Raw genomic sequence first — 19,559 nt, 5'->3', positions numbered from 1 at the left:
AAAAATGGTTTGTAATATATTCATAAGTCTATTATGCAGGAAAAACACATAAAAAGAAACCCCCAATTCCCCCATGAATGGGGGCTAGGGGGCTGAAGTGTCGAAGACACTTTTTTATTGTTGTCCGGGAAATGTTACGCAGGTTCTTCAGAAAACTTGCGGTTTCGGAGCATCTCAATTTCGCGGCGGTAAGGCGGGAGCGTTTTCTTTGGATTTTCGACGGAAGGGATATAAGGTGTTTCCAGAATCTTTGGTACTTCCATGAAATCCGGATGGTGTACGATGGAAGCAAGAGCCTCAAATCCGATTTCGCCCTGACCGATATTGGCATGGCGGTCTTTTTGTGCGCCCTGCGGATTTTTGCTGTCATTGATATGGAAGACAGCAATCTGGTCTTTTCCGAGAATCCGGTCAAAGGTTTCGATGACACCGTCAAAATCATTCCGGATGTCATATCCGCTGTCATGTGTGTGGCAGGTGTCAAAGCAGACACGAAGCTTTTCATTATAGGTGACGCCGCTATAAATCCGGGCCAGCTCTTCAAAGGAGCGGCCAAGCTCTGAGCCTTTGCCTGCCATCGTTTCCAGCGCGATCTGACAAGGGGTATCTTTTGTCAGTACTTCATTAAGCCCTTTGATGACCTGAGCAATCCCGGCATCCACACCGGCGCCGACATGGGCACCAGGATGTAAAATGAGTGTGTGGCTTCTGCAGGCGGAAGTTCGCTCGATTTCCAGAGCGAGAAACTCGACCGCAAGCTGAAAGGTCTCCGGTTTCACAGAATTTCCAAGATTGATAATATAAGGTGCGTGAACGACAATATCAGAAATGTGATGGGAGTTCATAAAATCCCACGCTTCCGGGATACGAAGCTCGCTGATGTCTTTCCGTCTTGTATTCTGAGGCGCGCCGGTATAAAACATAAAGGTATCGGCCTGATATGAGGCCGCTTCTTTGGCTGAACCAAGCAGCATATCTTTTCCGCTCATCCCGACATGGGAGCCGAGAAGCGGAGTTTGTCTTTTTTCTTTTGTCATAGTGATTTCCTCTCAAAACAATAATGATTTCTGTTATTATATACTAAAAGAGAAAAAAGCGCAAGAGCTCAAAAATATGGTTGTTGGAGATTCTTTCCTATGTTAGAATATAAGGAACGTAATTTTATATAAAAATCAGAGAAATAAAGAAAGAAGGACGAATGAGATGAAAAAACTGGTAGATTTTCTGGAAGAGGAAATGAAAGCAGCATTTGAAAAAGCAGGATATGACGGAAGCTTTGCGAAAGTGACCTTATCCAATCGTCCGGATTTATGTGAATATCAGTGCAATGGAGCGATGGCAGCGGCTAAGACCTACCACAAAGCTCCGATTATGATTGCAGGGGACGTACTGACTCACCTTCAAGAGAGTGAAGCACTGGAGGATGTACAGGCGGTAAATCCGGGATTTATCAATATGAAAGTAAAAAAAGAGTTTCTTTCTTCCTATGCAGAAGAGATGAGAAAGTCCGGGCAGCTTGGCGTAGAGCATGCAGCTCAGAAGAAACGCATCATTATGGATTTCGGAGGCGCAAACGTGGCAAAGCCGCTTCATGTGGGACATCTTCGTTCAGCAGTAATTGGGGAAAGTTTAAAACGGATTCTGCGGTTTAAAGGACATGAGGTTATCGGAGATGTTCACCTTGGAGACTGGGGATACCAGATGGGACTTGTCATTACCGAACTCCAGAAACGGAATCCGGATCTTCCGTATTTTGACGAACAGTTCACCGGCAAATATCCGGAAGAAGCACCGTTTACAATCAATGACCTGGAAGAGATCTATCCATATGCAAGTGCCTATGCAAAGGAGCACGAGGAGTATAAAGAAGAAGCGCTGAAAGCGACATTTGAGCTTCAGAACGGCAGAAGAGGATACCGTGCACTCTGGAAGCACATCATGAACGTATCGATTGCCGATCTGAAAAAGAATTATGAAAACCTGAATGTAACATTTGACCTCTGGAAAGGAGAAGCAGATGCACAGCCGTATATTCCGGATATGGTGGAAATGCTCAAAGAAAAAGGATTCGCCCATCTGGATCAGGGTGCTCTCGTGGTAGATGTCAAGGAAGAAACAGATACGAAGGAAATTCCGCCGTGCATGATTCTGAAGTCAGACGGAGCAGCCCTCTATGATACGACAGATCTTGCCACACTTGTGGAAAGAGAAGAACTCTATCAGCCGGATGAAGTAATCTATGTGGTAGACAAGCGTCAGGAACTTCACTTTGTACAGGTATTCCGCTGCGCAAAGAAAACGGGAATTGTTCCGGAGGATACCAAGCTGACTTTCATCGGTTTTGGAACAATGAATGGAAAAGACGGAAAGCCGTTTAAGACAAGAGCAGGCGGTGTCATGCGTCTTTCCGATCTGATTCGTGAAATCAACGAAGAGATGTCCCAGAAGATTGCGGAAAACCGGACAGTTGCTCCGGAGGAGGCTGAAAAGACAGCTCAGATGGTCGGACTTGCAGCATTAAAATACGGAGACCTTTCCAACCAGGCATCCAAAGACTATGTCTTTGATCTGGACAAATTTTCTTCTTTTGAAGGAAATACAGGACCGTACATTCTGTACACCATTGTCCGGATCAAATCCATCCTGAATAAATACGCCGAAAACGGAGGAAATCTGGATACATGTTCCGTGAAAGCACCGCACTCTGATTCTGAGCGGGCGCTGATGCTGGAAGCAGCGAAATTTACCGCAGTCCTGGATCAGGCATATGAAGAGCTTGCTCCTCATAAGATCTGCGGTTACATTTACGATCTGGCAAACAGCTTCAACCGTTTCTACCATGATAACAGAATCCTTGGCGAAGAGGATGAAGAAAAGAAGCAGGGATATATCGCACTGCTTGATCTGGTAAGGACGATTCTGGAGACCTCCATCGATCTGCTTGGATTTGAAGCGCCGGAAAGGATGTAGGACTATGACAGAACGACTGTATAATCAGGATGTCTATACAAAAACCTTTACTGCAACGGTTCGTTCCTGCCAGGAAGCATCCGGCAGGGATGGATATGAAGTAATTCTGGACCGTACCGCCTTCTTTCCGGAAGGCGGAGGGCAGTATGGAGATATCGGATGGCTTTCCGGGATCCGGGTGACGGATACACAGGAGAAAGACGGGGAAGTCATCCATTATACGGAAGAGCCGCTGGAAGCAGGAAGCACGATCGACGGAGAGATAGACTGGAAGATCCGGTTTTCCAGAATGCAGCAGCATACAGCAGAGCACATTTTGTCCGGGCTGGTACATAAACGGTTCGGATATCAGAATGTAGGATTTCATCTCGGAGATGATCTGTGCACCATGGACTTTAACGGACCGGTCACAAAAGAGCAGATGGAAGAGATTGAACAGGAGGCCAACCGGGCTGTTTACCAGAATATCCCGGTTCAGATTCTCTATCCGTCCGAAGAAGAACTGGAAGGAATGGAGTACCGAAGCAAGATTGAAATCGACGGTCAGGTGCGCATTGTCTGGATCCCGGGGTATGACCGGTGTGCCTGCTGCGCTACCCATGTCGGCTCTACCGGAGAAATCGGACAGATCAAAGTGATCGCCATGATGAATTATAAGGGTGGAGTCCGCGTGACAATGGTAAGCGGGGACAGAGCTCTGGCAGATCATGAAAAACGCGAAAAAGATATGAAAGAGATTTCGGCGATGCTTTCTGCAAAAGAAGATGAACTTCCGGAGGCAGTCAGGAGACTGAAGGATGAAAATGAAAACCAGAAGCATCAGATCATTGAACTGCAGAGAAAAATGACTGCCCTGAAGGCACAGCAGGTTCCGGAAGGAACATACAGCCAGTGCCTGTTTGAGACGGATCTGGATCAGACCAGCATCCGGGAACTGATGAATCACGTTCTGGAACGAAGTGTTGCTGTGTGCGCTGTTTTCCTGAAACGGGGCGAGCAGTACCAGTATGTAATCGGAAGCCAGAAAAGGGATATCCGTGATCTGGGCAAAAAGCTGAACGAGAGATTTCATGGACGGGGCGGCGGAAAGCCGGGCATGATCCAGGGCTCTCTTACAGGTGAGGAAGAGGAAATCAAAGCATATTTTGAGGAGATAATCAATGTTCAATAATCAGCCAAACAGACAGCCGGGAAATCCGTTTGCGAGAATCATTATTCCGATTTTGATTTACTGGGCGATCAATTTCCTTGTGGATATTGTTGTTGTCGCGGCTTATCTGGCTGCGCGTGCACAGGATCTGCTGCATGCCTATGAAAGCCAGACTGCGTTTCAGACATTTATGGAAGAAACACTGACATTTGCGCTGAGCCATTCGACGGAAATTACGTCGGCGGCGGCAGTGCTGGCGCTTCCAATTTATATCTACATGATGAGAAAGGATGAGAAATACCGAAGGTTGTTTACGGTACCGGATCCGGATTCCGGCAAAACACCGGCATGGACCTATCTGTATGCAGTTCTGCTTGGAGTGACAGCCGGAGTTGCGCTGAACAATATCCTGATTCTGAGCAATATCAGCAGCATCAGCGCTTCTTATCAGACAACGTCAGCAGGACTTTACGCTTCACCGGTGATCATCGAAGTGATTGGACTCGGAGTGATTGTACCGGTTCTTGAAGAGTGCCTGTACAGAGGAGTTATTTTCAGAAGAATCCGGGACATGGTAGATGCCAGAAAAGCCATTTTGTTTTCCGCGCTGATTTTTGCCGTTGTGCATGGAAATATTGTACAGTTTCTGTATGCGTTTGTATTCGGACTGCTTTTGTCATATGCCTATGAGACTTACAAAAGTATCAAAGCACCGGTTTTGCTGCACTGTGCAGCAAATCTTGGCTCAGTGCTTCTGACGGAAACGAATGCGTATGAATGGATATTCCAGACACCGCTGAGGATGGGAATTATTACTGTTGTCTGTGCATTTGCGGCGTCTGTGTTCTTTGTACAGATTCGAAATATGGAGAACACAAAAAAAAGCGGGCATGGCCAGCCATAGATTTCAGGCGTGCGAATTGGACGTATTTCATTGATTTCAGGCTGTATGAAGGAATAGTCATAAAAAATGTTACAAAATTATTAAAAAACATTGCAAAGAATAGAAGAATAAGATATACTAGACCTTGTAGTGAAAAAAGAAGGACCGAAAGAGTTCGGACATGCAGTTTTAGACAGGAGAGAAGAGAATGAACAAATTTGGGAAGAGACTGGTGATAGCATTGATGGCTAGCTCAATGCTTGCAACTCCGGTTTATGCGGCACCGAATACCGATGAAATCAAAGCTGAAAAGGAACAGAAAGAAAAAGAAGTCGAGTCTGTACAGGCACAGCTTCAGACGATGGTTTCCAAGATTTCTGAGACAGAAGAAAAGCTGGTCAGCAAAGGAGAGGAAATCCAGAAGGCGAAAGAAGATCTCGCCGCAGCTGAGGAAAAACAGCAGCAGCAGTATGAGTCGATGAAAGTCCGGATTAAATATATGTATGAACAGGGCGATACGAAAGCTCTGGAAGATCTGTTTACATCAAACAGCATTGCAGACTTTCTGAATCAGGCAGACTATATTGAAACCGTACATAATTACGACAGAGAAAAGCTTCAGGAATATGTAGAAACAACAAAAAAGATTGAAAACCTGAAAAAGACCCTGGAAGAAGATCTTGCAAATCTGGAAGAGATGCAGACATCTTTCGAAAGCCAGAAAGAACAATTAAGTCAGACACTGGCTGAGAAACAGGCAGAAGTAGAAAATCTTGATCAGGAGCTTCAGGCAGCGATTGCGCAGGCAGCAGCAGAAGAAGAGGCAAGAAGAAAGGCGGAAGAGGAAGCCCGGAGAAAGGCGCAGGAGGAAGCGGCTGCAGCAGCGGCGGAAAGCTCTTCCAGTTCCAATACGACTTCCAGCCAGTCAGGTTCATCGGGAAACCAGAACAGCAATACATCCTCTGGCTCATCCTCGGGGAATACGACATCCAGCAGTGGAAGTTCTAACAGCGGAAGTTCCAGCAGTGGAAGTTCTAATAGTGGAACATCTAACAGCGGAAGCAGCACATCAAAACCGAGTACAGGTTCCGGATCCAGTTCCAGCAGTTCAGGCGGATCCAGCACAAGCAATGCAAGTGCTGCAAGTGTGATTGTAAGCGCTGCAAGAAGCTGTCTTGGTACACCGTATGTATGGGGCGGCAACACACCGGGATCAGGACTTGACTGTTCCGGTCTTGTAAAATATTGCCACAGTGTGGCTGGCATCAGCGTAAAGAGAACATCTTCTGCTCTTGGAGCAGGCGGAAAGGCGGTATCCAGCCCGCAGCCGGGAGATGTCGTATGCTATGTTGGACATGTTGGTATCTATATCGGAGGCGGACAGATGATTCACGCACCGCAGCCGGGAGATGTCGTAAAGGTTCAGAGCGTTTACGGAAGCCCATGGTACAGAAGATACTGGTAAAATCAACGTAAAATATAAGAATTCATGAAAAAACGGCTTGCATGGCCGTTTTTTCTATGTTATACTACGAATGTTGCAAAAAAACACGCATGCGGTTACTTTCGGCGGTGCCGGCAAAAGCGCGGTTCCGGAAGGCAGAAACATGCGGAAGTAAAAAACCACAAATATGGAGGAAGAAACATGAGCGTTATTTCAATGAAACAACTTTTGGAAGCCGGTGTTCACTTTGGACATCAGACAAGAAGATGGAACCCTAAGATGGCTGAGTACATCTACACAGAGAGAAACGGAATCTACATCATCGACTTACAGAAATCCGTTGGAAAAGTAGATGAGGCTTATCAGGCAGTATCCGATATCGCAGCAGAAGGCGGCACAATCCTTTTCGTAGGAACAAAGAAACAGGCTCAGGATGCTATCAAAACAGAAGCAGAGCGCTGCGGAATGTTCTATGTAAACGAAAGATGGCTTGGCGGTATGCTGACAAACTTCAAGACAATCCAGAGCAGAATCGAGCGTTTAAAAGAGATCGAAGCAATGGCTGAAGACGGAACATTTGACGTGCTTCCGAAGAAGGAAGTTATCGCATTAAAGAAAGAATGGGAAAAACTTGAGAAAAACCTTGGCGGTATCAAGAACATGAAGAGACTGCCTGACGCTATTTTCGTAGTAGATCCTAAGAAAGAAAGAATCTGTGTTCAGGAAGCACATACACTTGGAATTCCGCTGATCGGTATCGCTGATACAAACTGTGATCCGGAAGAACTGGATTATGTAATCCCGGGAAATGACGATGCAATCAGAGCAGTTAAACTGATCGTTTCCAAGATGGCAGACGCTGTTGTAGAAGCAAATCAGGGAGCAACTGGCGAAGAAGTATTCGAAGGCGAAGATACAGAGGCAGTTGAAGAGGCAGAAGAAACTGTAGAAGAATAATCCATTTCGACTAAGATTCAGGAGGAAAGCAAAATGGCAGTTACAGCAAGCATGGTAAAAGAATTAAGAGAAATGACAGGCGCAGGAATGATGGACTGTAAAAAAGCTCTTAGTGAAACAAACGGCGATATGGACGCAGCCGTTGAATATTTAAGAAAAAATGGTCAGGCAAAGGCTGAAAAGAAAGCTGGAAGAATTGCAGCAGAAGGTCTTGTTAAAGCAGCTGTAAAAGATGACAAGGTAGCAGCAATCGTAGAAGTAAACTCTGAAACAGACTTCGTTGCAAAGAACGCAGAGTTCCAGGGATTTGTTGATGCTGTAGTAAATCAGGCTCTGAATACAGATGCAGCTGATATGGACGCATTCATGGCTGAGGCATGGAATGCAGATCCGTCCAAGACAGTTCAGGATGCTCTGACAGAAAAGATCTCTGTGATCGGAGAAAAACTGAACATCAGAAGATTTGAGAAAATCACATCTGAAGGATGCGTTGTTGCATACATTCACGGCGGCGGAAGAATCGGTGTTCTTGTAGAAGCTGATACAAACGTTGTAAACGATGAAATCAAAGCATGCTTAAAGAACGTAGCAATGCAGGTAGCAGCTATGTCTCCGAAGTATGTATCCCGTGATGAAGTTTCTCAGGAATTCATGGATCACGAAAAAGAAATCCTTCTTGCTCAGGCTAAGAAAGAAAATCCGAACAAGCCGGACAACATTATCGAAAAGATGATCATCGGACGTCTCAACAAAGAACTCAAAGAGTTCTGTCTGTTAGATCAGGTATACGTTCAGGACAGCGACCTGACAGTTGGAAAATATGTAGAAAAAGTTGCAAAAGAGAACAACGCAGAAGTTACTGTTAAGAAATTCGTTCGTTTTGAAACAGGCGAAGGAATCGAAAAGAAAGTTGACGACTTTGCAGCAGAAGTAGCAGCTCAGGCTGGTATGTAATTTTTAAAAAGTATTAAGGCCCTTGAAGATACCCGTTTTGCGGGATTTTCAAGGGCTTTTTTGTATCGAATAAAATTGACCGCTTTTATAACACAACAAAAGGTGATATAATGTTCCAAGACAGTGACTTAAAGTGACAGCGACTTAAAGTAAAAAGGAGATGAAGGATGAAACGATTGGCTGCGGGGATTCTCTGCCTTGCAGGAGCGGTGCTCCTTTGTGGAGCCTGGACGCAATTTCGCTGGAATCAGTTTGAGATACCTGAGATTATTGGTTCGGAAATTGCCGGTGTTGGAAAATCCGAGGATGAAGCATGCCGGGAATGGTTTTCAGATTATACAGATGCGCTTCAGGGAATGAATGTGCCGTACGAATACCGGATTTACGATGCCGTTCTGAATCAGGTGGAAGTGCTGGACGGCAATGGTTATGTGCAGCTGGATTACACCATGGTACCGGCCGCTGTGAACAGTGAAATTATTCAGAATCTGGAACTGGTGTATCTGGGTGGTCAGGGAGCGGACCACGCCCTGTCCGGTATTGATTCAAGATATCTTTACCTGGGACAGATGGTAGTAAGACTGGAGGAGGAAAACGGAATCTATAAGATTACGGAAAAAATGCGTCCGGTGGATTATCAGATTCAGTCTCCGGAATTTCAGGAGGAGATCCGGACACCTCAAACCCAGCATTATGCGATGCGGACAGACAGAGAAGAGACCTATTATATTGATGACGGAGTGCTTTATGTTACCTATGACGGCGGAGAGACCTTTTCAGAGGTACCGGATGGCTATGAAAGAGTCTGCCGGGAGACAAACGGCCTGTATGATGAAAACCTGGAGGATGGAAGTTATCTGATATCTCCGGAGTTTACCGCATTTCTCGGATTTGACAGTGAGGGGACTGTTATGATTTACAGTATCGATCAGGGAGCAGTCTGGCAGGAGAGCAGGATCACAGATCTGGGATATAAAGCGGGTACGTACCTGTCAAGAATCGGAGATGGCTGTGTGGCGGTTTTTGCTATGGACCGGTCGCTCGGAACGGATTATTATGGGATCTGGATGACGGACGATATGAAAACATGGAGACAGATTTCCACTGGCGAGAGCATGATGACCAATGTAAGTGCCGCGTTCTGGGTCGATGCTCAGACAGGATATTATGCATCCGGACAAGAGCAGAGTGTATTTTACCGGACTGTCGATCAGGGACAGACCTGGCAGGAAATCACGCTTCCTCAGGCGGATGCGGTTATCGAAAAGATGGGATACAATCCATTTGACCAGGTGGAGCAGTTCTATCTGGAAAACGGTGTTTATTATATGGTCGTTGGGCAGGGGGACGATGGAGATTATACGGATCAGGGAAATCTGATCAAAGCATTGTTCCGGTCCGAGGATGGAGAACAGTTTACATTTGAAAAAGAAATCACAGATTCTTTGCAGGAAGCAGGATAGGAGGACAAGATGACGAAGAAAATTTGGAGATTACTTTGCATTCTTTCGCTGTTTCTTGCGGGAATGCTTTTATTTGAAGGAGGAATCCTGTTTTTTCAGTATGGGGCAAGACGGGAAGGCCTTTACTCCGCTTTTGCAGGAGGATGTGCCGCACTGTTTTTCATGACTGCATTTGTGAGAAGCTTTGGAGAAGAAGGACAGAAAGAATACAAAACCTGGAAGATGGCTCTTGCGGAAGGGAGTGCTGCACTTGTCTCCACAGGGGTGGCCCTTTATGTATTCCGGTATCAGCCGTTGGGTTTTCAGTTCAGGACTGCCGGAATTGTACTGTGTGCGGCTCTGGTTTTTATCTGGCAGAGCCTGTTCAGCAGAAAAAGCAGACGGTTGCAGGAAGAAAAGATGAAAAAGACACTGATGGGGCTGTTCCCTGAATGCCGCGATCAGACTCAGCTTACAGAAGCCCCCCGGATTGATGAGCAGGTGCAGAAGACTCTTCTGGTAAAAATGCAGATCTGGGAGCTTAGATGGTGTATTGGACTTCTGGCCGTGGGACTGATTGCAGGCCTGGCGGCGAATATTAGAGGGAACTGGCAGATCTGGTTCCTTGGACTGGTCATTGCAGTGGGATTTGCGTGGCTTTGCGGAAGAGACAGTATCCACACGGCAAGAATTCTGTCAGAATTTGTGGAAAGGCAGCAGAGCAGAGAGATGATTATTTTTTTCCTGTGCTACTACAGCAGGGCCAAAAGACGGTGGGAAAGCATGATTCCGACACTGCAGATCTATCTTCCGATTGCACTCTGCCAGAGCTCGGAATACGATAAAGCGCTGGACCTGCTTGCGTGTATGAAGAAACGGCCGGAGGAAGAGGCGTATTATCTTGTATGGGAGGCAGAAGCGCTGAAGGCAAAAGAGGACTGGGGTGCCCTGAAAGAGACGCTTGGAAAACTGAAAGAGGCAATTCCTCATATGCCGAAAGCAAGACGTGCTGAGATGGAAGAGAAGTATCAGTCATACGAAAGAATATGGAAAGAGAAAGGGGAATGATGGTATGAGAGAGAGTGATTCCGCCACACTAATGACTGAGGGATCAATTTGGAAGAAGATTACTTTTTTTGCAGTGCCCATTTTTCTGGGCAATCTGTTTCAACAGATGTATAATACAGCAGATTCGCTGATAGTCGGTAATTTTCTTGGAAGCAATGCGCTGGCTGCGGTCAGCTCGTCAGGAAATCTGATCTATCTGATGATCGGATTTTTCAATGGAATCGCACTTGGAGCAGGAGTTGTGATTGCGCGATATTTTGGGGCAAGAGACCAGGAGAACGTGGAGAAGGCAGTACATACAACGGTAGCTTTCGGAATCGTGGCAAGTATCGTCCTGACGATTGTCGGAGTATTCTTTGCCCCTCAGATTCTTGTCTGGATGCAGACGCCGGCTAATGTCATGCCGGAGTCAACGGAATATTTCCGGGTCTACTTTATGGGATCCGCGGGATTTGTCATGTACAATATGTTCGTAGGAATCCTGCAGGCAGTGGGAGACAGCAAACATCCATTGTATTATCTGATTCTGTCATCCATAATTAATGTAGTTCTGGATATTGTGTTTATTACGGTATTTGATATGGGAGTGGGCGGAGCTGCCTTTGCTACCGATATTTCTCAGGTGGTCAGCGCTGTACTCTGTATGATCCAGTTGATGCGGTCCAAAGCGGAATACCGGCTGAACCTGCGGAAAATCCGGTTTGAATGGGATATCTTTAAACAGGTGATTCAGTTCGGTCTTCCATCCGGATTTCAGAATTCCATCATCGCCATTGCAAATGTTGTAGTACAGTCCAATATCAATTCCTTTGGCGAAATGGCCATGGCAGGATGCGGAGCATACTCCAAAATCGAGGGGTTCGGATTCCTGCCGATCACCAGCTTCACAATGGCACTTACCACATTTGTCAGTCAGAATCTGGGAGCGAAGAATTATGAGCGCACGAAAAAGGGTGCAAGATTCGGTATTGCCTGTGCCATGATCCTTGCGGAAATAGTAGGAATCGTGATCTTTCTTGCTGCCCCTGTTTTTGTTGGGGCATTTGACCGGACACCGGAAGTGATTGTATTTGGAACCGAGAGGGCACGGACATCTGCGCTGTTCTACTTCCTGCTGGCGTATTCGCACTCTATAGCGGCGGTACTGAGAGGAGCCGGCAAATCAGTTATACCTATGATTGTCATGATGATTTTCTGGTGCGTGATCCGTGTGGCGGTGCTGACAGGCGTGTCGATTTTGATTCCGTCCATTGCGGTAGTTTACTGGATCTATCCGCTGACATGGACTTTGAGTTCTGTCGCATTTTTTATCTACTATAAAAGGGCAAACTGGCTGTATGCCTTTTAAGACAAAGAGAGCTTCGGTATTGAACTGTCCGATACACAGGACATTCAGACCGGAGCTTTTTTGCGCATTTATGAAGATTATTAAGAAAAACGAAAGATTGGTCGAAGCAGATTGACAAACATAATATCCTAGTGTACTATTTAACTAGTTCACTGATACAGAAAGGAGGACAAAAATGGAATATCGTGTTGAAGCACCGATCTACATGCAGGTTATCAGAGATATTAAAAAGCGGATCGTCCGCAGACAGCTGCTTCCCGGAGAAAAGCTTCCGTCCAACAGAGAGCTTGCCGTTCTTTATAAGGTGAATCCGAATACGGCGGCAAGAATCTATAAAGAGATGGAAGCGGAAGGATATTGTTATACAAAGCGGGGACTTGGAACTTTCATTACGGAGGACGAAAAGATGCAGGAAGAGTTAAGGAAAGAGATGGCAGAGGCACTATTAAGTGGATTTATAAAAGAAATGCTGGATCTTGGATTTAGTAAAAACGAAATCATTACCCGGATAGAAGCATTTGATGAGGAGGAAGAGTTATGATTGCAGAAAGCAGAAGACTGACCAAGGCATTTATGGGAAAGAAAGCGGTAAAGGATGTTTCGCTGAAGATACGAAGTGGATCAATTTACGGGCTTCTTGGACCGAATGGAAGCGGGAAAACAACCTGGATGAAGATGATGACAGGATTTATCAAGCCGACACAGGGGGAAGTTGTTTTTGACGGGGCTCCATGGAATTACCGGGCGAAGAATCAGGTTGCCTACATGTCAACAGAGCCGTTTTACTACGATTTTATGAATATCGGCATGGTAGGAAAATACTACAGCGACTTTTTTGAAGAATTTGATCAGAAAAAGTTCCACGATCTGATTGCTAAAGTAGGTCTCTCGGAAGAAATGAAAATGCGGGAGATTTCCACCGGTATGATGGCAAAGCTGAAGGTGATCGCAACGCTTTCGAGAAAAGCGATGCTGTACATGCTGGATGAACCGCTAAATGGTATCGATCTGAAGGCAAGAGAAGAGATTATTGATGTCATTCTGACAACAGTCAGCGAGAAAAATGCAGTGATCATTTCTACACATCTGATTGAGGAGATTGAGTCCTTTATCGACCACGCCATCTTTATGAAAGACGGCAGTGTGATTTATGAATGTGACGTAGAAGAAGAACGAATGCGTTCCGGAAGAAGCGCGGCTGATCTGTACAGGGAACTGATGTAAAGGGGGAAGGAAAATGGGAAATCTGATTAAGTATGAATGGAGAAAGCAAAGACTGACTAGAATTTTGATCTTGGCCTGCCTTCTGGCTTTTATTGTACTTTTTTTAATCGGCGGTCTGATCAAAAATGAAACCATAGTTGCGGTCAGTATTTTAATTATCACATTCGCAGGGATGTTTGGCATCTTTTACGTAGGAATTGAAAATCTGGTGATTTTAAACAGGGACCTGAAGACAAAGCAGAGTTATATGCTCTGGATGGTACCGCATTCCACATACGAGATTCTTGGAGCAAAACTGATTGCAGGAATTCTTCAGATGGTATTTGTCTTTCTTGCATTTTTTGCTGCAGGAGTGGTAACCGTCACTGTGACAGCGGCAAGTGAAGGATCTCTGGGAGATCTTTTGAGATCTTTGGGACGGCTCTTTAAGGAAGTCACAAACAGTAATGTTGACTGGGGGGCTTTTTTCGGAGTCTGCCTGCTTCTTCTGATCTCCTGGATTAATGTAATGATGGTAGGTTTTCTCGCAATCATTCTGACAAGAACGGTGCTGCTGAATGCAAGATTTGGAGGAGTGATTGCAGTGATCGTATTCTTCCTGATCAACATCGGGATTGAGAGGATCTATGTACTTTTCGATTCCCTCATTGATATGGCACCGCTTGGCGGGATGGGCGGAGTCAGCCTATTTGACTACATTTTCTATATTGTCATGACAGTCCTGGCATTTTTCCTGACCGGATGGATTGCAGATGAGAAGCTGAGTGTCTGATAGAAGGAAGATCATAAAAAATACTTATAATATAATTAAAAATCATAATATGTCACGAGTGTGATTCGGGTATATAATGGATGTAACACTGGAAAAGAAAGAGATTCATCCACAGGAGGAAAAGAAGAAATGAAAACACTCGTGATCGGAGGTGTCGCGGCCGGAACTAAGGCTGCTGCAAAACTGAAAAGAGAAGACCGCAGCGCAGAGGTGACCCTGCTTACAAAAAGCAGAGAGATCTCCTATGCAGGCTGTGGTCTTCCATATTATGTAGGAGGACTGATTGAAACAGAAGAGGAGCTGATTGTTAATACACCGGAAAAATTTGCAGGTCTGACAGGTGTGCAGGTGCTGACCGGGAGAGAGGCGGTTGGTCTTGATCCGGAACGGAAATCCGTACATGTAAAAAATCTGGATGACGGCACGGAAGAGGAGTATACCTACGACAACCTGATTCTTGCTGTCGGAGCGTCTGCCATTGTCCCGGATGTGCCGGGAATCCGCCTTCCGGGGGTATTTCAGATGCGGACACCGGAGGATGCCCAAAATATGCGGTCCTATATGGAGGAGCATGAGGTCAGACGTGCGGTGGTGGCAGGAGGCGGTTTCATCGGACTGGAAATTGCGGAAAACCTGCATGCCAAAGGAATTGCAGTGACGGTCATTGATATGGCGCCTCAGATCATGCCAAATGTTCTGGACCCGGAAATGGCGGCCTATGCGAAGCGCCATCTTCAGAAGAAGGGAATCCGGATTCAGACAGGCACTGCGTTGAAAGCAGTACTTGGCGGGGAAAAGGCGTCCGGTATTCAGACGGATCAGGGAACGATTCAGTCAGATATGGTCGTTGTTTCAATCGGAATCCGTCCGAATACTGCATTTTTGAAAGACAGCGGAATTAAGATGGACAGAGGAACCATTGTAGTGGACGGACAGATGAGGACGAACCTTCCGGACGTGTACGCAGCAGGAGACTGCGTTGTCGTAAAGAACCGAATTACCGGGAAACCGCAGTGGTCAGCCATGGGATCTTCCGCAAACTATGAAGGAAGAACACTGGCACAGATTCTTGCCGGAAAAGAAAAGAACTATCCGGGCGTACTTGGGACAGGCGTCGTAAAGCTCCCGGGAATGAATGTAGGAAGAACCGGCCTTACCGAGGTGCAGGCAAAGGAAGCAGGGTATGATGTAGAAACGGTTCTTGCCGTGACAGATGATAAAGCCCATTATTATCCGGATGCAGATTCCTTTGCGACAAAGATGATTGCAGACCGTACAACCCACAAACTTCTTGGAATCCAGGTGCTTGGGGCCGGAGCAGCAGATAAGATGACAGATATTGCCGCAACGGCAATTGCGATGGATGCCCGGCTGGAAGATCTGGAAAATCTGGATCTGGCCTATGCGCCGCCGTTTTCCACGGCGATCCATCCGCTTGTACAGGCAGCGTATATTCTGGAAAACAAAATCAGCGGAGAAATGGTCAGCATGACTCCGGCGGAGTATGCCGAAGGAAAAGCAAAAGGCTATAAGGTGGTAGATGTCTGCCCGAATCCGCAGATTGCAGGAGCATTTTATGTGAATCTTTCCTCAGTCAACGGACCGATTGACGGGCTTGACAAAGACGAAAAGCTGCTGCTTGTCTGCCTGAAAGGCAAAAGAAGCTATTTCCTTCAGAACCGGTTAAAGGCATATGGATATACAAACACAGTCGTGCTTGAAGGTGCCCAGTACTTTAATGATGTCAAAGTAGAAGGGGTAAAATTCAAGGTTTCCCCGGAAGATATTACGAGAGTAAAGGCTCTGGGATTTCTTCAGGATAAGCGGACCGAGGACTGCTTTAACGCCCGCGTCATCACACGAAACGGAAAGATTACCGCGGAGGAAAGCCGTGTAATTGCCGAGGCGGCAGAGAAGTTCGGAAGCGGGGAAATCACCATGACCTCCCGGCTTACCATTGAGATTCAGAAAGTACCATATGCGAATATCGAACCGCTGCGGGAATTCCTGGCGGATGCAGGACTGGAAACGGGCGGTACCGGATCGAAGGTACGTCCGGTGGTATCCTGTAAAGGAACGACCTGCCAGTATGGACTGATTGATACCTTCCATCTGTCGGAAGTGATCCATGAGCGGTTTTATCACGGCTACAATCAGGTGAAGCTTCCGCACAAGTTCAAGATTGCGGTAGGCGGATGTCCGAATAACTGTGTGAAACCGGATCTTAATGATCTTGGAATTATCGGGCAGAGAGTTCCGGCTGTGGATCTCTCCAGGTGCCGCGGCTGTAAAGTCTGCCAGGTGGAAAACAACTGCCCGATCCATGTGGCAAGGATGGAAGACGGAAAGATCCGGATCGATGGAAGTCAGTGTAATCACTGCGGACGTTGTGTGGGGAAATGCCCATTTGGCGCAGTGAATACGGAGACGGAAGGATACAGAGTTTACATCGGAGGAAGATGGGGCAAGAAAGTGGCTCACGGACGTGCTCTGGAAAGGGTATTTACAAGTGAAGAAGAAGTACTGGATGTTGTAGAAAAGGCAATTCTTCTCTTCCGTGAACAGGGAATTACCGGAGAGCGTTTTGCCGATACGATTGAACGTCTCGGATTTGAAAACGTACAGAGTCAGCTTCTTTCTGATGAACTTCTTGAAAGAAAGCAGGAAAATCTGGCTGCACAGAAACATTTGAAAGGCGGAGCAACCTGTTAAGGATGAAGGAGAAGAGTTCAGGGATGCAGTATTTTACTGTGTCCCTGCTCTTGTTTTTAAGCTATAATTAAAAGTAAGAAAAGCGAGGAAAAGGAGGAAGAAGGAAATGGCATTATTACATGTGGATTTTTTCTCGGAAGTTCTGGAAAAGTGTATGAATATGGATGTGATCCTTCCGCAGAATACGACCAGTCAGATTGGAATGAAAGGAAATGCAAAGGCTGGAAAATACAAAACAGTCTATCTGCTCCATGGAATGAGTGATGATCATACAACCTGGCAGCGGAGGACGTCCATTGAACGATATGTCAGTGAATACGGGATTGCGGTAGTTATGCCGGATGCAGGGCTTGGATTTTATACAGATACGAAATACGGACTTCCTTACTGGACTTTTTTTTCACAGGAGCTTCCAAAAATCTGCCGTGAATTTTTTCCACAGTTGTCGGAAAAGAGGGAGGATACGCTGGCAGCCGGACTTTCCATGGGAGGATACGGAGCGTGGAAACTTGGCCTTGGAGCACCGGAGACATTCGGTGCAGCGGCATCTATGTCCGGAGTACTGGATGTAGCAAGAAGGGTAAAAGAAGAGGCTGCGGACATTGCGAGAAAACCGTCCGGTTTCTGGGAAGGAATCTTTGGAAATCCGGACAGGATTGCCGGATCGTCAAATGATCTGAAATATCTGGCAAAGAAACTGAAAGAAGAACAGAAACCGGAGCCAAGGCTGTTTGCCTGGTGCGGGACGGAGGATTTCCTGTATCAGAACAACCTGGATATGTGGGAAGAAATGAAGCGGCTCGGATATGAAGTTACAACCACAAGTTCCAGCGGAGATCACCAGTGGAAATACTGGGATGAGCAGATTCAGACGATTCTGGAATGGTGGATAAAATAAAGAAGTGAAAAGAATGAAACCACAAGAAGCGAAAGGAGTCACCTGGAAAAACCTGCTGATAGCGGCTGTTCTTCTGATTGGCTGTGTCGTGTTTTATTTTGGTGTTTACCGCAAGGCGAATGAACCGGTTGCCGTACTGGATCGGACCAATGCGGCTCCCGCCGTTCATACATTATCAGAAGTGACCGAAATTCTTATGCAATATGATGATTTCTTTACAGAAGAGATGGTGGAACACCTCTCTCTCGAACAGAATTTTGGTACTTATATTATTCCTGGCCTGAAATCCACCAGAACGGTAAACAGTAAAACAGGTCAGTCAGACATCTGCACTTCCATGACGCCGCAGGGAATGGATGTGACGGAAGACTCTATTTTTGTAAGCGCGTACTGCCATACTAAAAAACACAATTCCGTACTGTATCAGATTGACAAAAAATCCGGGCGGTTTGTAAAAGAAATTATTATGCCAAACAGGACTCATGCCGGCGGCATTGCATATGACAACCTGAATCAGGTGCTGTGGGTTTCAGATATGCTAAACGGGGAGGCAGCGGTAAGCTTGTATACAATGGAAGCTCTGGAAAACTATCAGTATGACAAGACAAAAAAGCCCCTTCCATTTTTGGAAACCCATGTGTTGGAGGGGCTTGCAAGAAATTCTTTCATGGCATTTCGGGGAGGGAGCCTTTATGCTGGATATTTTTCTCTTTCCGGGGACAGCATCATCAATCGGTATTCGGTGGATTTTGAAATCAATGAACAGAATAAGGAGGAATATGAGGAGCTGAACAGAGAGAGGGAACTGTTCAGCAATGTTGCAATTGACCAGGAATGGGCGGATATTCTTTCTCAGGTTCAGGGACTGGAGGTGTTCGGAAACTATCTGTTCCTTTCCCAGTCCTACGGATTTTCAGATTCCAAACTCCGTATTTATGAAAGATCTGTCATTGAATCAGAGAAATACAGTCTGAAGAAGAAAGAAGAGATTAAAAGCTTTTCGCTTCCCAACCGTATGGAACAGATCTGTATTCAGGATGGACGGCTCTATATGCTGTTTGAATCCGGTGCTTATGTTTACCGCGGCATCCCGGTCAACTGTGTCGACCGGATTATTTCGGTTGATCTGAAGGATGTCCTGAAGAATCTTGATTAGCTGAGGAGAGAAACGGGTTTTTCTGAATATGACGGTAAATCAGTGAAGCAATAACTTCGATATCCTCCTTCATACCATCCTCAATCCAGTGCAGAAAAATATTATAAAGCGCTCCGGAATAGTAGTAGAGCTCGTATTTCCTCGGGGAATCCGAATCTGCCATACCCGCAATGGTCAGCATATAAAAGTCCAGACCGTGCAGGATGATTTCGGAGCGGTTTGATTTTTTCAGGCAAAGCGCATAGTCTGCATATTTCTGAAGATAGCGCAGACCGTGGAGAATGTGATCATAAGTCTGAAAGCCGTTCTGAAGTTCTGGAAAATCATTGGCAAGCGACAAAGCATATTCTTTAATGATGCGAAACATATAGTCCATCAGAATCTCATCTTTGGAATGATAATTGCGGTAATAGGACATCCGGGATACACCGGCTCTTTCAGTAATATCGGTAATGGTGATGTCGTCATAATCCTTTGTGTGCATCAGCTGCAAAAGCGCATCCATGATGCAGCGTTTTGTAAAAGAAGGGCCTTTGCGTACCCGGCTGGATGAATTCATGAACAAAACCTCCTGATTTGTA

General features: G+C 46.0%; 17 protein-coding genes. 15 read left to right on the top strand and 2 right to left on the bottom strand.

The genetic code is table 11. The features are described 5' to 3' along the window. Nucleotides 1-134 precede the first annotated feature (134 nt). Nucleotides 135-1,037 carry a deoxyribonuclease IV gene (locus tag B5G11_RS14790; protein WP_087255180.1) on the bottom strand — a complete coding sequence of 301 codons (903 nt, stop codon included), beginning with the start codon at nt 1,035-1,037 and terminating at the stop codon, nt 135-137. A 166-nt stretch (nt 1,038-1,203) separates the two neighbouring features. On the opposite strand from B5G11_RS14790, the gene argS reads away from it, so the two are divergent. The 15 genes from argS to B5G11_RS14715 all read left to right on the top strand — a co-directional run bounded on the left by argS (nt 1,204) and on the right by B5G11_RS14715 (nt 18,978). After that, entirely contained in the window at nt 1,204-2,970 is a 1,767-nt protein-coding gene (gene argS, locus B5G11_RS14785; RefSeq protein ID WP_087255177.1) for an arginine--tRNA ligase, read from the top strand. Nucleotides 2,971-2,974: 4 nt separating this feature from the next. Beyond that, a complete protein-coding gene (locus B5G11_RS14780; RefSeq protein ID WP_087255174.1) occupies nt 2,975-4,141 on the top strand; it encodes a DHHA1 domain-containing protein in 1,167 nt (388 codons plus the stop codon). Beyond that, entirely contained in the window at nt 4,131-5,024 is an 894-nt protein-coding gene (locus B5G11_RS14775; protein ID WP_087255171.1) for a CPBP family intramembrane glutamic endopeptidase, read from the top strand. Before B5G11_RS14780 ends, B5G11_RS14775 begins: the two co-directional genes overlap by 11 nt. Before the next feature lie 187 nt (nt 5,025-5,211). Continuing rightward, nucleotides 5,212-6,468, top strand: coding sequence for a C40 family peptidase (locus B5G11_RS14770; protein WP_087255168.1), 1,257 nt, complete (start codon nt 5,212-5,214; stop codon nt 6,466-6,468). 180 nt (nt 6,469-6,648) lie between these two features. Next, nucleotides 6,649-7,404 carry a 30S ribosomal protein S2 gene (gene rpsB, locus B5G11_RS14765; protein WP_087169689.1) on the top strand — a complete coding sequence of 252 codons (756 nt, stop codon included), beginning with the start codon at nt 6,649-6,651 and terminating at the stop codon, nt 7,402-7,404. Between the two features lie 33 nt (nt 7,405-7,437). Then, entirely contained in the window at nt 7,438-8,358 is a 921-nt protein-coding gene (tsf, locus tag B5G11_RS14760) for a translation elongation factor Ts (RefSeq protein ID WP_087255165.1), read from the top strand. A 167-nt stretch (nt 8,359-8,525) separates the two neighbouring features. After that, a complete protein-coding gene (locus B5G11_RS14755; protein ID WP_087255162.1) occupies nt 8,526-9,821 on the top strand; it encodes a hypothetical protein in 1,296 nt (431 codons plus the stop codon). Nucleotides 9,822-9,830: 9 nt separating this feature from the next. Further along, the gene (locus B5G11_RS14750) at nt 9,831-10,868 is read left to right on the top strand and encodes a hypothetical protein (protein ID WP_087255160.1); all 1,038 of its coding nucleotides are present in this window, start codon (nt 9,831-9,833) and stop codon (nt 10,866-10,868) included. 4 nt (nt 10,869-10,872) lie between these two features. Next, complete coding sequence (locus B5G11_RS14745; protein ID WP_087255158.1) at nt 10,873-12,216, top strand: MATE family efflux transporter; 1,344 nt, start codon at nt 10,873-10,875, stop codon at nt 12,214-12,216. 175 nt (nt 12,217-12,391) lie between these two features. After that, nucleotides 12,392-12,757: a GntR family transcriptional regulator gene (locus B5G11_RS14740; protein ID WP_087168587.1), complete on the top strand. Its 366-nt coding sequence runs from the start codon at nt 12,392-12,394 to the stop codon at nt 12,755-12,757. After that, nucleotides 12,754-13,440, top strand: coding sequence for an ABC transporter ATP-binding protein (locus B5G11_RS14735; protein WP_087168586.1), 687 nt, complete (start codon nt 12,754-12,756; stop codon nt 13,438-13,440). Before B5G11_RS14740 ends, B5G11_RS14735 begins: the two co-directional genes overlap by 4 nt. Nucleotides 13,441-13,453: 13 nt before the next feature. Next, entirely contained in the window at nt 13,454-14,212 is a 759-nt protein-coding gene (locus tag B5G11_RS14730; protein WP_087168585.1) for a hypothetical protein, read from the top strand. A 129-nt stretch (nt 14,213-14,341) separates the two neighbouring features. After that, nucleotides 14,342-16,924 carry an FAD-dependent oxidoreductase gene (locus B5G11_RS14725; protein WP_087255155.1) on the top strand — a complete coding sequence of 861 codons (2,583 nt, stop codon included), beginning with the start codon at nt 14,342-14,344 and terminating at the stop codon, nt 16,922-16,924. Nucleotides 16,925-17,030: 106 nt separating this feature from the next. Continuing rightward, on the top strand, nt 17,031-17,822 hold the full coding sequence (locus tag B5G11_RS14720; RefSeq protein ID WP_087168583.1) for an alpha/beta hydrolase family protein: 792 nt from the start codon (nt 17,031-17,033) through the stop codon (nt 17,820-17,822). A 13-nt stretch (nt 17,823-17,835) separates the two neighbouring features. Beyond that, complete coding sequence (locus B5G11_RS14715) at nt 17,836-18,978, top strand: hypothetical protein (RefSeq protein WP_087255152.1); 1,143 nt, start codon at nt 17,836-17,838, stop codon at nt 18,976-18,978. On the opposite strand, the gene B5G11_RS14710 is transcribed toward B5G11_RS14715, so the two are convergent. Then, the gene (locus B5G11_RS14710) at nt 18,935-19,537 is read right to left on the bottom strand and encodes a TetR/AcrR family transcriptional regulator (RefSeq protein WP_087168581.1); all 603 of its coding nucleotides are present in this window, start codon (nt 19,535-19,537) and stop codon (nt 18,935-18,937) included. The genes B5G11_RS14715 and B5G11_RS14710 overlap by 44 nt on opposite strands. Nucleotides 19,538-19,559 lie beyond the last annotated feature (22 nt).

It is taken from the genome of Drancourtella sp. An57, from assembly GCF_002161525.1.
GTDB lineage: Bacteria > Bacillota > Clostridia > Lachnospirales > Lachnospiraceae > Sellimonas > Sellimonas catena.
Note: the sequence above shows the minus strand (reverse complement) of the source record. Positions and strands in the feature narration are given on the sequence as shown.

What these genes read in the sequence shown, in the direction of transcription:
- B5G11_RS14725 (WP_087255155.1), top strand. Translation starts at nt 14,342, where the DNA reads ATGAAAACACTCGTGATCGGAGGTGTCGCGGCCGGAACTAAGGCTGCT.
- B5G11_RS14745 (WP_087255158.1), top strand. Translation starts at nt 10,873, where the DNA reads ATGAGAGAGAGTGATTCCGCCACACTAATGACTGAGGGATCAATTTGG.
- B5G11_RS14780 (WP_087255174.1), top strand. Translation starts at nt 2,975, where the DNA reads ATGACAGAACGACTGTATAATCAGGATGTCTATACAAAAACCTTTACT.
- B5G11_RS14720 (WP_087168583.1), top strand. Translation starts at nt 17,031, where the DNA reads ATGGCATTATTACATGTGGATTTTTTCTCGGAAGTTCTGGAAAAGTGT.
- B5G11_RS14715 (WP_087255152.1), top strand. Translation starts at nt 17,836, where the DNA reads ATGAAACCACAAGAAGCGAAAGGAGTCACCTGGAAAAACCTGCTGATA.
- argS (WP_087255177.1), top strand. Translation starts at nt 1,204, where the DNA reads ATGAAAAAACTGGTAGATTTTCTGGAAGAGGAAATGAAAGCAGCATTT.
- B5G11_RS14775 (WP_087255171.1), top strand. Translation starts at nt 4,131, where the DNA reads ATGTTCAATAATCAGCCAAACAGACAGCCGGGAAATCCGTTTGCGAGA.
- B5G11_RS14740 (WP_087168587.1), top strand. Translation starts at nt 12,392, where the DNA reads ATGGAATATCGTGTTGAAGCACCGATCTACATGCAGGTTATCAGAGAT.
- rpsB (WP_087169689.1), top strand. Translation starts at nt 6,649, where the DNA reads ATGAGCGTTATTTCAATGAAACAACTTTTGGAAGCCGGTGTTCACTTT.
- B5G11_RS14750 (WP_087255160.1), top strand. Translation starts at nt 9,831, where the DNA reads ATGACGAAGAAAATTTGGAGATTACTTTGCATTCTTTCGCTGTTTCTT.
- B5G11_RS14770 (WP_087255168.1), top strand. Translation starts at nt 5,212, where the DNA reads ATGAACAAATTTGGGAAGAGACTGGTGATAGCATTGATGGCTAGCTCA.
- tsf (WP_087255165.1), top strand. Translation starts at nt 7,438, where the DNA reads ATGGCAGTTACAGCAAGCATGGTAAAAGAATTAAGAGAAATGACAGGC.
- B5G11_RS14790 (WP_087255180.1), bottom strand. Translation starts at nt 1,037, where the DNA reads ATGACAAAAGAAAAAAGACAAACTCCGCTTCTCGGCTCCCATGTCGGG.
- B5G11_RS14735 (WP_087168586.1), top strand. Translation starts at nt 12,754, where the DNA reads ATGATTGCAGAAAGCAGAAGACTGACCAAGGCATTTATGGGAAAGAAA.
- B5G11_RS14755 (WP_087255162.1), top strand. Translation starts at nt 8,526, where the DNA reads ATGAAACGATTGGCTGCGGGGATTCTCTGCCTTGCAGGAGCGGTGCTC.
- B5G11_RS14730 (WP_087168585.1), top strand. Translation starts at nt 13,454, where the DNA reads ATGGGAAATCTGATTAAGTATGAATGGAGAAAGCAAAGACTGACTAGA.
- B5G11_RS14710 (WP_087168581.1), bottom strand. Translation starts at nt 19,537, where the DNA reads ATGAATTCATCCAGCCGGGTACGCAAAGGCCCTTCTTTTACAAAACGC.